General features: G+C 48.5%; 8 protein-coding genes. 4 read left to right on the plus strand and 4 right to left on the minus strand.

The genetic code is table 11. From position 1 onward, the window contains the following. Positions 1-147: 147 nt before the first annotated feature. A complete protein-coding gene (locus JOE21_RS08275; protein WP_309864725.1) occupies positions 148-528 on the minus strand; it encodes a VOC family protein in 381 nt (126 codons plus the stop codon). A gap of 218 nt (positions 529-746) precedes the next feature. Here JOE21_RS08275 and JOE21_RS08280 point away from each other — a divergent pair, with 218 nt between their 5' ends. From JOE21_RS08280 to proS, 3 genes are all read left to right on the plus strand, one after another. Then, a complete protein-coding gene (locus JOE21_RS08280; protein ID WP_309864726.1) occupies positions 747-1,295 on the plus strand; it encodes a TetR/AcrR family transcriptional regulator in 549 nt (182 codons plus the stop codon). 17 nt (positions 1,296-1,312) lie between these two features. After that, positions 1,313-2,431 carry an MFS transporter gene (locus JOE21_RS08285; protein WP_309864727.1) on the plus strand — a complete coding sequence of 373 codons (1,119 nt, stop codon included), beginning with the start codon at positions 1,313-1,315 and terminating at the stop codon, positions 2,429-2,431. A gap of 426 nt (positions 2,432-2,857) precedes the next feature. Continuing rightward, the gene (gene proS, locus JOE21_RS08290; protein WP_309864728.1) at positions 2,858-4,324 is read left to right on the plus strand and encodes a proline--tRNA ligase; all 1,467 of its coding nucleotides are present in this window, start codon (positions 2,858-2,860) and stop codon (positions 4,322-4,324) included. Positions 4,325-4,394: 70 nt separating this feature from the next. Here proS and JOE21_RS08295 read toward each other — a convergent pair whose 3' ends face one another. From JOE21_RS08295 to JOE21_RS08305, 3 genes are all read right to left on the minus strand, one after another. Then, entirely contained in the window at positions 4,395-6,584 is a 2,190-nt protein-coding gene (locus tag JOE21_RS08295; protein WP_309864730.1) for an endolytic transglycosylase MltG, read from the minus strand. A 657-nt stretch (positions 6,585-7,241) separates the two neighbouring features. Continuing rightward, positions 7,242-8,864, minus strand: coding sequence for a M12 family metallo-peptidase (locus JOE21_RS08300; RefSeq protein WP_309864731.1), 1,623 nt, complete (start codon positions 8,862-8,864; stop codon positions 7,242-7,244). 206 nt (positions 8,865-9,070) lie between these two features. Then, positions 9,071-11,719, minus strand: coding sequence for a S8 family serine peptidase (locus JOE21_RS08305; RefSeq protein ID WP_309864733.1), 2,649 nt, complete (start codon positions 11,717-11,719; stop codon positions 9,071-9,073). 657 nt (positions 11,720-12,376) lie between these two features. Between JOE21_RS08305 and JOE21_RS08310 the strand changes: the two genes are divergently transcribed. Continuing rightward, positions 12,377-12,820 (plus strand): DUF441 domain-containing protein, encoded by a 444-nt coding sequence (locus JOE21_RS08310; protein ID WP_309864735.1) that lies wholly within the window; start codon positions 12,377-12,379, stop codon positions 12,818-12,820. The last annotated feature ends 1 nt before the right edge of the window (position 12,821 follow it).

The following is a 12,821-nucleotide window of genomic DNA, read 5'->3' on the forward strand; positions in this document are numbered from 1 at the left end:
GGGACCTTTAATTTGTATGACATTATTGTAAGATTCAGTCCTCATGGAGACTCGGGTGGAATCTTTGATTCGGAAGACTCTTAACCCATCCGGCTTTTTTAAAAAAACCAGGGCTGGCATGACCTCCCTGAGTCAGCCGCTTTGTAGTTATTGATTCACTGATGCCGTCGGTGCGGAAATATCAATCAACAGGCCACTGGGATCCTGCACGAGCATTCTGCGTTGACCATAGGGAAGGTCGCGCGGTTCTTCCACAATGTGGAGGTCTTGGGACTTGGCACGAGAAAAGTAGGACTCCACATCGTCCACCACAATGGTGATAATCACACCTTGGGCAGGCAACTGGTAGGAGGAAGGGACAAAGTCGCTGTTCCGTTGAAACGCTCCGATACGAACGGTTCCACCATTGCCGACCATGCTGACGAACCAGTCGGAATCAAACTCCACTTCAAGATCAAATAATCCAACCAGTGTGTCGCGAGTAGCTTTGATATCGTCGGTCAGGATATTTGTCAACATTCTGTTCATCTTTCACCCTCCTAGATCCCATAATGAAATGGCCGATCTCAATCGATAGCGACCCGTGCCTTATCCCTTTCTTCTCTTCCCCTGTTCCTGCTCCTGTAACCATTTCTTTAAGCCGTTCACAGGAACCGACATGATTGTTATAGGGACCCTTGACAGAGTGGGCTGTTGAATGCTAACGTTTACCAGTAGAAAGAACGTTCTACCTAGGAGGTTGGATGATGGTTCAGTCTAATAAACGAGAAGCCCTTCTTGAAACGGCGGAATCCTTGTTTTATCAAAAAGGGTTTCATGCCACCGGCATCAATGAGATTCTCAAGAAATCCGGTGTCGCTTCCATGACGCTTTATCGGTACTTTCCCTCCAAGGAAGAGTTGATTAAGGAAGTACTAAAGCATAGAGAAGAGAAGTATTGGTCTTTTTTGCATACCACGATCACTGATTCCAAGGAAAATCCATTTGTTTCGTTAGTGGAGGCCCATGGTCTTTGGTTGGGCAGAGAAGGAAAAAACGGCTGTATGTTGCTGCGTGCCATGGAAGAATTTTCGGGGTTGAACAGCGAAATCGACATGATTGCTCGCAACCATAAAAAAAATGTTTTGCACTACCTGAAAGATCTTGCGCAGAAGAACAATAGCGCCGATCCGGAAGGGTTAGCTGTTCAGTTGGCCGTTGTACTGGAAGGAGCGACTGCGATGGCTCAAATGGTGGGTGCGGAAGAAGTAACGAAACATGCTATTTCTACAGTAAAAAATCTGTTGGATCACTAGCGGATCAGGGGGCGAAAATGAACTTTATTCGCTTCGTTTTACCTGGGATGGCGATGATCGCGGTCACCTACGGGTTCGCGCGTTTTGGATACGGACTTTTGTTGCCGGAGTTCAGTCGAAATCTGGGGTTGGATACGGTTACTTCCGGGATCATTGCATCTGGTTCGTATTTTTCTTATTGTATGGCCATCGTTTTGTCCACCTTTATGACGTCCCGCCTAGGGCCGCGTATTGTAATCATAATGGCTGGATTAACGGCATGTTTGGGTATGTTTACAATGGCAATCTCTCACCATCCGGGCATGTTTGCACTTGGAGTATGGATGGCGGGTGCGAGTACGGGGTTGGCTTCTCCTCCTTATGCCGCTGTGGTGTCTCAAAAGATATCAAAGGGGTTGCAAGAACGTGCCAATACATGGATTAATTCTGGGACCGGCCTGGGTATTATCATTTCCGGTCCGACGGCCTTGTTTTTTGCGGGTCATTGGCGGATAGCCTATATCCTCTTCGCTTTGCTTGCGCTTCTCGTTTTGTTTTGGAACGCGGTTGTGCTTCCCGCTGAAGAGAAGGGAAAAAGGGAGAAAGTATCGTACTCTTCTTTTATCCGGAAAGGTCTTCTCCCCTTGTTTCTTGCTTCTTTGATCATTGGGACGGCCAGTGCGTCCTATTGGACTTTTTCCCGAGGGTATTTGGTTCATGAGGGGCAGCATTCCGATTGGGTCACCTCCGGCTTTTGGATCGTGATCGGTATTTCAGGGATTTTAGGGGGAATAGCGGGGAACATCATTCAACAAATAGGTTTATTTCGATCCTATCGATTCGGTGTTTTCACTTTAGCGTTATCGATTCTCTTGCTCCCCGTTTTCCTGGAAAATGTTCTTTTTGTCTATCTGTCCGCTTTCCTTTTTGGTGTCGCATATATATACCTCACAGGTGTGCTGTTGGTTTGGGGAATCCGTGTATTCCCGAAACAAACGGCTACGGGCATTGGTTTGCCTTTTTTAACTCTCGCTTTGGGGCAGGTGATCGGATCTCCGACAGCGGGGATGGTTGCGGATCGGTGGGACTTCAGTTTCATGTTTATTCTTTTTGCGGTGGCAGGGACGATGGGAACACTCATCAAACCTTCGAAATGAAAACAAGGCATAGATTGAAACATAAAAAAAGGGGAACACTGTAGGGGAGAGAGGAGACGCCCTTAAACGGGACCCCTAAAATTGACCATGATTTCTAAACATGATATATTTCTATTTTATAAAAGGCGATGAAAGGACCCGCAGGTACAGACTGTGCTACAGAGAGTCGACCCTCGTCTGGAAGGTCGATGCACAGAGTATCTGGTTCCCATCCTGGAGCCGCTGACGATGAGTCAAGCCGGATCCCCGCCGTTATGGGAGTGAAGTGAACCGTTGCTTGCCATTTACGGTTAATCAGGGTGGTACCGCGGGTGAATCCCCCGTCCCTATTGGGACGGGGGTTTATTCTTTTAACAGTGGATTTTTGCCATTGAGAGGACGGATATTTTTAGTCAGGCCGTACTTCGGTTAAAGGAGGGTGTTCAGGTGGCAAATGAGAAAGAGTATGTGAAGGAAATCACCCCGCAATCGGAAGATTTTTCGCGTTGGTACATTGATACGATCCGTAAAGCGGATTTAATGGACTACACGCCAGTTCGGGGTTGTATCGCATTTAAGCCGGATGGTTATGAACTATGGGAGCGGATTCAGCAAGCCATGGATCGACGGTTTAAGGAGACTGGACATCGGAATGCCTATTTTCCCATGTTGATCCCGGAGTCTTTTTTACAAAAAGAAAAGGAGCATGTGGAAGGATTTAATCCGGAGCTGCCCTGGGTGACTGAAGCAGGGGGAGAAAAACTGGAAGAACGGCTGGCACTGCGCCCGACATCCGAGACGATCATCGGTCACCTGTACAGTCAATGGATCCAAAGCTATCGGGATTTGCCGGTCTTGCTCAATCAATGGGCCAATGTTTTCCGATGGGAGAAGCGAACCTTGCCTTTCCTGCGAACATCCGAATTTCTCTGGCAGGAAGGGCATACCGCTCATGCTACAGAAGGGGAAGCCCGTCAGGAGACAATGCAGATGTTAGAAATCTATCGCGAAGTTGTAGAACGGGAGCTTGCGATCCCGGTTTGGAAGGGTCAAAAGACACCGAGCGAACGGTTTGCCGGCGCCGTGGACACGTTTTCAATCGAGGCGATGATGAAGGACGGTAAGGCTGTTCAGGCCGGTACCTCACACTACCTGGGGGAGAACTTCGCGAAAGGGTTTGACATCCAGTTTCTTGACAGAGACAATCAGCGAAAATATGTGCATACCACATCGTGGGGGACTTCCACTCGCCTGATCGGTTCCATGATCATGGTTCATGGTGATGATCGCGGTTTGGCATTGCCGCCCCGCATGTCCCCAGTTCAGATGGTAATGATTCCGGTGGGACCGGCCAAGATGAGAGAAAAGGTGATGGAACGCTTTGATCCGCTTTATGACGCGTTTCAAACGGCTGGGATCCGGGTGAAGGCTGACTTGCGGGAAGAGACTCCTGGCTGGAAGTATAACGAATGGGAGATGCGCGGTGTTCCCGTCCGCTTGGAAATCGGTCCCCGAGACGTAGACAACAACCAAGTGATTTTGGTTCGTCGGGATACCGGAAAGAAAGTGGCAGTCTCTTTCGATGGAGTGGTTCAGACCGTACGGGATCTATTGGAAGAAATTCAACAAAACATGTTTGAAGCGGCCCTGCGCTTCCGAAACGATCACTCTCATCTACACATCGACACCCTGGAAGATTTAAAGGCGCACCTCGCTGATGTGGAGAAAGATAAGGGGGTTGCGGGGTGGGTGTTGGCGGGCTGGTGCGGTGACGGCTCCTGTGAGTTGAAAATAAAGGAAGAGACCAAGTTCACCTCCCGCAATATACCGTTTGATCCGCCGGTCTACAAGCAGACGTGCATGACGTGCGGCCAAAAAGCTCAACATACGGTCTGGTTTGCCAGAGCCTATTAGACCCGGTTGAAAAAGAATGAACCCGCTCTTTCGATGGAGTGACGGGTTCATTCTTGTCATTACCGGCGACTTAGTCATTTCCCTTCTCTTGGCCTGCTGTATGATTTTTGGGATATAAAGCGGCATTGAGGGATTCGGTTCCCGGATTATTGAGGGGTCCGGGAGGAAGGCCCTCTGTTTGAGAGTAATTTAAATTTGAATAAGGAGAGGGGAGAGGGGGGAGCTCAATGATTCCTCCCCGATTGAGCCGGTCGTAAATTTCCCGTGCTTGGGATGGCTTTGGGTTCTGATCGGATGCTTGTAACTCGAGGATGGACGCGACTGTAACCCATTGATCCATCGAGAGGTTTCCTTGACGCAGCCGGGTCCTGACTTCCTGTGTCATCAGTGCCTCAAACCGCTCCAGTATCACCTGGATGATTTCTTCCGCCTCCACGCCTCGGTTGAATTCGTAAGATCCCGGAACCATATACCCTTCAAGCCGATACGGACGCGGATTCGTAGGGATATCTCGCAAAAAGGAAAAATGATAGTCCGTTTGGTTTGCCGCTTCATAGACCTCCTGTTTGGAGATGCCGTGGTCTTCCAATAATTCCGCGATTTTCTCAACAGTGGCTCCATCCGGAATATCCACTTGAAAGGTGCCCCGGGACAGGACGGCCATCACTTCTTGGAGATCCATATCCGGCTCAATCCGGTAGGTTCCGGGTTGGATGCTGAAAGAGTGGAAAAGAGAATATCCTTCGGCATACAGAGGGAAGAACCGATGGTTTTGAATGATTTTTTGAATTTCCAATTCACGGCCAACATCTCCGACAGTGGCATGTTCCGGAATGGTTACTTCAACCGTCTGAGAACGGGGAGGTCCTTCGATTCCCTGTTCAAACAGAGAATAGGGCAGCAAGAGACATAGAAAAGTGAGGGAGAGAAGAGGGACGCTCTTCATAATGGTCTTGATCGGAGTAATCAACCGCAAGTCGATGAGCACCCTGCGGACGATGTCCAGGATCGTCACTCCCTGTTTTTTGCTGAATGCCCGATACCCCATCGCATGGAAGAGGATGAGGTGCATGGTAAGAAAGGCCATCATCCACCAAAGGGTCTCTCCTCCAAAATAGTGAAGCAACAAGCCTCCCAATATCGGCCCCAAAAAAAGTCCCAACTGCCCCAGATTATTAGCCCCATAGTAGGTGCCACGCATGCCGTCTTTGGCGATGCGATCGATGAAGAGACTGGATATGGGGAAGATGAGAATCTCTCCAAACGTGATCAACACCACCCCGGTGATAAATGCGGCATCCTGATTTCCGAGTGCGAATGAGAGAAGTCCTCCAGCAGACAAAAGGGTACCGATGATCAAGCTGGTCAGTATATGTTTATTCTCCACCCATCGGGTGATAAAGGCTTGCAGGAGGATGACCATTGCTGCGTTGATGGACAAAAGGATGGGGAAAAGATGATCCATGGTACCCGATTGTGTAGCCAAGTATAACGGCAAGGAGGATTCAATTTGGGAATATACCATAAAAAACAAAACGCCCGCCAAAACAAAATAGCGCAGTGCCTGGTCCTGTCGGATGGTTCTCCAACATTCACGGAAGCGGGTATGGTTCGGATCCGACTCTTGGGCTTTTCGAAGATCGTGATGGTGGAGAAATAAAAAGATGCATAACAAAAGAAAATAGACGGCATAGATCATTCCCGTGTATAAAAAGATGGCTAATCCGAGCGTGCCAAAAAGGAGAGATCCCAACATAGGACCGGTGACCATCCCGATATTAATGGCAATGTACCGATAACTAAATATCTTTAAACGTTGTTTAGGGGTGGAGACATCCGCCATCAATGCTTGGGAAGAGGGTTCAAAAAAAGCCCGGCAAAGCCCGTTTAGACTGTTTAAAATCAGGAAGCTCCAAAAAGAATCGGCAAATAGAAAGCCGAAAAAAACCCCTGTCCAGACGAAAAAAGAGAACAACATAATTCGTTGACGACCCCAACGGTCGGACAGATACCCACCGATAAAGCCGCCCATTGAACCAGTCAAGCCGCTCATTCCGAGCGTGATTCCCACTAATAGAGGGTCGAGGTTCAGAAATTTGGAAAGATAAATGGCTAAAAAAGGGAGACTCATGAACGAAGCGGTGCGGGTGATGGCAGTGCCCATAATTAAAAACCATACGATGGGGTGGTACCCCCCGTATTTCACCCACCGGTATTTTTCTTTTCGAGTGAGCGCGTTGGGGTTCCGGTCAAATGACATGGGATGTTGCGGCTCCTTAGAGGTCTCTCACTATCGTACCAGAGCGGGTGAAATTGTTGCAATTGATTTAAAAAAAAATAGTATTTCATAAGAATACGTTTGTTGCAGGGGATGTTCCAACGAGTATGATTATGCGGTAACTTCCTTTTATAGATGGGGTGTTACGGTTAAAGGGAACCGAAGAGCGCTTTCTCCGGAAAATAATATCCGTTTTATCCGTGTTTAATTCAATGATGCATTTTAAAAAAATAGACATTTATACTTATGAGGTGGGGAAGGGATTTTTTCTATAATCTGCTGTGAATGAGAAGAAAGGCGGATTTTATGAATCAATCACTTTCGTCGAAAGGGGTTGTTTCATGTGTGTCGCTTTAAGGTTTACCGTTGTGGTTCCTGTTCCGGCAAAAGCGGTATCGGATGGCACTGGACAGAGGGATCTACGAAAGGGAAGCGGTTTTCCCACACTGTTCAACAGTAAGAAGAACGAGAGCCTCTTAGAGAATTCTGAGAAGCTACGATTATGTCCGATTGGAGAGGGGATCCCGTTGTCAGATGGTTGAGGAAGAGGAAGGATGCGGCCAAAAGCGTTTCTAAAAAAACCGGGTGGTTGTAAATCCTCACCCGGTTTCATTTGTTAATATTGGGTTCTCATGACGGTTATTTGGCGATAAACAGATTGGTCCAGTAGACAGCGAAATGCCCGCCCGTCACATGTCCAATTCCCATATGTGTGTAGTGAGGGCTTAAGATATTACAACGGTGATTGGGACTGTACATCCAGGCATCGACGACATCTTCTGGTGTGGCATAGAAAGAAGCGAGGTTTTCGCCCCCGTAACGGAATGAAATATTGAAGCTCTTCAACATATCCGAAGGGGAGCCATAAGTGGGAGAGTGGTGAGAGAAATAATCCTTTTCTTTCATATCTTCCGATTTGATGCGGGCTACTTTTGATAGTTCCGGATCCACTTCCAGCGGCTTTAGATTATGTTTTTGACGCTCCTGATTGATCAGCTCTACCACTTTCTTTTCATAGTCGGAAAGACCTTCTAAATTCCTGCCGTCATCAGGGGTATTTTCATCATTGTCACCATTGGTGTTCTCGTCATGATGGTCTTCATTGGTATCCTCAGGGTTTTCCTCATGGGTATTTTCGTCCGGGGTGTCTTCATTTTCGTGTGTATTTTCATCCTCATCCGTATGTTCATCTTCACCGGAATTTTCTTCATCATTTTCCGGCGTGTCCGGCTGTTCGTTTACAGTACGGCCGTAACCCTGTTTACTCTGTGCGATCTGTTGATGATGCTCCGGATCCCAACTATCGGTCTGATACATGGAGTCATAATTCATGACGCACTTCTTGCCGCTTCCTTGTGCATCATGGTGCAACCCGAGATTATGCGAGAGTTCATGCTGGACCGCATAGGGCGTCAATGTGCTGCCTTGATCCAAGTTTACGCTGACAGCACTGCCCGTTGGGGGGGATGGGTATACATACGCCATTCCGCCGGCGGTAAAGTTCCGATCTTTCGTAAAACCGACGACGAAATCATAGATTCCCTTATTCCAATCTCGGTCCAAGTCTTCGAGAAGTTGATGATTTCCCGCACCGTCAGATTTCCATTCAGCATAAGCTTGTATTTGAAAATCGATTTGATGATCGCGCATAAAAGGCTTATTGGTCGTTTCCATGATCGCTGCCGTTAACTGCATCCAATCGGGGTTGGCGGCTCTATATTCTTCATCGGCGGCTATCAGTACCGTCATCACCCGTTTTGCACCGGGTGCACTTTGGGATTCTGGAGCGTTCCCCGCTTCAGGAGCGGTTTGGGCCTGGGGAGCTTGTTGCGCTTGAGGAGCCTGTTCTGCTCCCGATGATTCGCTTTTTCCTTCAATGAAGTCTTGTGAAATTGTCTGCTCCCCGATTTTTTTTCCTTTTTCATCATAGACGTCGGCTGTTGTTTCACGGTCTACCTTTACAGGTTCTTTCTTTTTTTGCTCCGCTTGGGACGGCTTTCCCAAGGGAGTAGGGTCACTGATCTCAACACGGTTCCCTTGGTTGTCCACCATGTGGTATTGTTGTTCTTCCGTCGAGCTGGTTTCAGGAGTGAGGTGCGGGTCCGGTTCAGTGGGGGAATCGTCAGCCGGAATAGCCGTTTGATCTTCCGAATCTTTGGCCTTTTCTGCCGATTGTTCGGCTGATGAGTGGAAATAAACGAAGGAAGATGCGATTAAAGCAATCGGCAAGAGAGTCATTAACAGGATTTTTACTTTTTTCAAGAACTGTTCCTCCTTATAACAAATAAAATAATTTTTCCGCAGCAAGAATAACGAATGGGATAAAACGTTTGTTTCAATGATTTCATCAATTCCTACCCTTTTATTCCCGAAGCTTACGGGATCGGGGTTAATAAAACAGGCCGATGTTTGTTCACATCGGCCTGTTTTTGTTTAAAACTTCACGTTGTCTGACCTGCCACCAACCCTCAGGGAATGGTTACGGTCACTTTTTTTGTGGAGATGTTACCTGCCGCATCGATGGCACGGATGGTGACTTGATTCTTCCCTTTTTTCAGCTCGTCCTTTTTAAAGAGCTTACGGAATTTCCAAGTATCGTCCTTTTCGTGTTCAAAGCGGATTCGTTTCCAGCCCGTTTCTCCCTCGATCCGCCAATGCATACGTTCCAGGTTTGCCTCTTTCACCTTGCCGCTCAAACGGGGTTGTCCGGCGGGCTTGTCCACCTGGATTTTAGGAGGGGTGCTGTCCACGATGACAAAGCTGATATCTTCTCCCTTTCTCCCAAGGAACTTGGCGGTGGCTTGGATAGAGTACTCTCCATCCTTCACGGTGTTCCCGCGGATATCTTTACCGTCCCATACCCAGTCCACTGCTCCTTCCTCAGGCTGTTTCGCACGGTAGATGGTATGTGTCGCTTTCTTTTCGATGTCCCGGTGCAGCGTAATCGTTAATTCGTCCGGCGAGACAGGCAAGTAGTAGGACAAGACGATGGTATCCAAGCGGCCATCTCCGTTGGGAGAGATATAAAATTCGGAGGTACTCAGATTATTGATCAAAGGGTATCCCTTGGGGTCGATCAATACCTGGAAAGGAACCTTGATCTCATCGGAACCATCCTTTAAATAGAGTGTACCGGTATATTCCCCACGCGAAAGTCGGGTATCGATGTTTAAGGTGACCGGAATTGAGGCAGTCTCGTGGGGTTGTATTGTGACAGCAGTCGGTACATCAACCGTAAATCCTTTGTTTCTTTTGTCCAGGGTCAATCGCGTGCGATAGGTTTTTTTCCGGCTGTCCAGATTTTTTACCTGTAAGCTTTTTTCCGACTGCTGTACACCGGTGTCCGGCTTTAGCAGGCCGAATGACAGGCTGCTGGGCAAAGCCAGATTTTTGGTGTGCAAGGCTTTCATCAGGTCGATTCGACCAGCCCCTTGGAGCGCTTTCGGGTAAGGTTTTTGTTCCGTGTCGATCAATGTGACCGCCGTATTGGAGAGGGCCGCTTTCACCTCTTGCGGGGTCCACTCGGGGTTTTTTTGTAACACGAGTGCAGCGGCTCCCGCCACATGGGGAGCGGCCATGCTGGTACCGCTCATGGAATCGTAACCACTTTTATGAGCTTTTTTGGGAACGGTGCTGACAATGTTGTGACCCGGTGCGACGATATCCGGTTTGATTTCCCAGTTGCCTGCAGCCGGTCCGCGGGAGCTGAAGTCGGTCATTTTCTCTCGTTTGACGGAACGAAAACGCACGTGGGTCTTTCCTGTCTCCATTTGCTTTTTTAGATGGAGCCCGTGTTTGTTTGAAAGGGTTCCAATCGGAGCAAACATGCTGTTATCTAACTTTCCCTCATGGTCCATACCCGGCATGAGGATGTCGGCGAACCAGTCCCCGCCTTTGTCGTTATAGACCATCACCGCGGCGGCTCCCGCTTTTTTCGCTCTTTTTGCCAATCTGTTGACATCGTTTCCGGTTCGCTTAACCAGTGCTACTTTACCTTTGGCATTTTTCAGCTCACCGGTTTTTCCCGTCCCCGCGTCAACGATGGGATAAGTCCCTTTCAGCGGGATCTCCGGTGAAAAAGAGATTTCGTTTAGTTCCACCTTTTTGCTGTCGCCGACGGCTTGCACGACCGGTACCGGGTCTTTTTTGGTGGAGGCACCGACGGAAATGACATGGGACGAAGCGGCGGGAGAGCCGGCCGTCCAGCGGCGGGGGCCAGCGTTTCCGTTGGCCACCACCGCGACCACGCCATTTTTCACCGCCCGCTCCAACGCCCAGGAAAGAGGTTCATCGGGAACGTTCACATCCATACCCAAAGAGAGGTTCATCACGTCGGCCCCGTCTTTGACGGCTTGATCCACTGCGGCGAGGATATCTGCGGTATCGCCCATTCCGTTGTCATCCAAAACCCGATAGGCGAGGATGGAGGCTTCGGGTGCTACTCCTTTGATCTTGCCATTGGCGGCGATGGTCCCCGCCACATGGGTGCCGTGGCCGTCTCCGTCTTGGGGAGTCTCATCTTTATCCACAAAATCATAGCCGCCGATCACATTTTTTTTGAGGTCCGGGTGGGTGGCATCCACTCCGGTATCGATGACAGCCACTTTCATTCCCTTACCGGTTACGGATTGTCCGCGGGAATCCTTCTCTTTCCATGCATCGGGGGCACCGATGAGCGGGGCGCTTCCCTTCATAGTGGTCTGATAGGTACGGACGGGATAGATGTGTTTTACATCCGGCAAATCGGCCAGCTTTTTTAAATCGGCTCCGTCAACAGTTACTTCCATTCCGGAAAAAACGGTGTCGTAAGCTTCCCCGACTTGTATATCAGGGGAAATTTTTTTTATTTCATCAGCGAGTTCTTTCTGCTTTTTTTCAATGCCATCCCGGTGCTCGTTTTTAACGGTGACTGATTTGTCATCGAAGACGGCGACTGGAGCTGTCTTCATCTCCACGATTACCGATACATGCTTTCCCTTTGTGGCCGAAATTTCAGGTGAAATCTTTTTCTCTTGTATTTCACCGGGGGGCTTGGCGTGAGCTTCAAGCGGGATCATTACCCCTAAGCTGGAAAAGACAAGTGCCAGACCGGTGATTAGAGCGACAAACTTTCTCATTTCACCACAACCTCCACCTACTCATTTTGGTATGCATTTGAATCGAATGAATGGTGTAACCGTTCCATTTGATGCGAACATTCCCTGCGGTCGAGTCCTTATGGGGTGATGACTCCATTGCGGGGGAAAGGATCAGCCGTGTTTGGATTGTGACTGTACCAAATTTTCAGTCTGATATTCAGGAAATCAACTCCTTCCTAGTAAACAACTAATAAAATATAACAATCTCCGCTCTTTTTCCATATATTTTTCTTGCAAAAACCTTACCTTTTTGTGAGTTTAGTGTCACCTTTATTGGATGACGTTACGGCTGGTCAGCATAAAACCTGACTTTCTTTGCTGAGTTGGAATCGGAGTTCTTATAAAATAAACTAAACGAACGAAAGTTATAATTCATTGGTATTATTTATAGACGATTGGATGGTGGAACGGGCAAGAGTGATCCGTACGTTAAAAAAGAGCAGAATCATTCCTGCTCTTTTTTAACGAATGGTGAAGAATAGAGGAGAAGGGCATTGGTCCGAAACGGGATCGGTTACTCCATTTTGGTTCGACGGATGAAAGGGGGGACTATCGTGTATTACAATAAGAGCTCATCATCCCCTGATGCAAACACAGGGGAGCCATTTGATTTTTCGCAGAAAAGAGTGAGCGATGATGGATGTATTTTTCATGCTGTTAGTCATTGTGGGCTTAGGCATCCTGTCCAAGAATGCAACGGTCTGGATTGCAGGTCTTGGATTGTTGGCCCTCCGTATGTGGCCGAGTGATCAGCCGCTGGTATGGACGGATCAGTATGGACTCAAAATCGGGGTGATCATTTTAACCATGGGTGTCCTTTCTCCCATCGCTTTGGGGAAAATCCCGTGGTCTTACCTGGTGGATACCATGAAAAGCGTATCTGGACTGATTGCAGTGGCCGTCGGTATTTTTGTAGCTTATCTGGGGGGGAGGGGGGTTGGGCTGTTGACGGCTCAGCCCACTATTGTAACCGGATTGTTGATCGGCACCATTGTCGGTGTGGCTCTCTTCCGCGGTGTGCCGGTGGGTCCGTTGATCGCAGCGGGGATCCTGTCTTTATTTGTCCAATGGTTGAAATGAA

It is taken from the genome of Desmospora profundinema (assembly GCF_031454155.1).
Lineage (GTDB): Bacteria > Bacillota > Bacilli > Thermoactinomycetales > DSM-45169 > Desmospora > Desmospora profundinema.

What these genes read in the sequence shown, in the direction of transcription:
- JOE21_RS08310 (WP_309864735.1), top strand. Translation starts at nt 12,377, where the DNA reads ATGGATGTATTTTTCATGCTGTTAGTCATTGTGGGCTTAGGCATCCTG.
- JOE21_RS08280 (WP_309864726.1), top strand. Translation starts at nt 747, where the DNA reads ATGGTTCAGTCTAATAAACGAGAAGCCCTTCTTGAAACGGCGGAATCC.
- JOE21_RS08285 (WP_309864727.1), top strand. Translation starts at nt 1,313, where the DNA reads ATGAACTTTATTCGCTTCGTTTTACCTGGGATGGCGATGATCGCGGTC.
- JOE21_RS08275 (WP_309864725.1), bottom strand. Translation starts at nt 528, where the DNA reads ATGAACAGAATGTTGACAAATATCCTGACCGACGATATCAAAGCTACT.
- JOE21_RS08295 (WP_309864730.1), bottom strand. Translation starts at nt 6,584, where the DNA reads ATGTCATTTGACCGGAACCCCAACGCGCTCACTCGAAAAGAAAAATAC.
- JOE21_RS08305 (WP_309864733.1), bottom strand. Translation starts at nt 11,719, where the DNA reads ATGAGAAAGTTTGTCGCTCTAATCACCGGTCTGGCACTTGTCTTTTCC.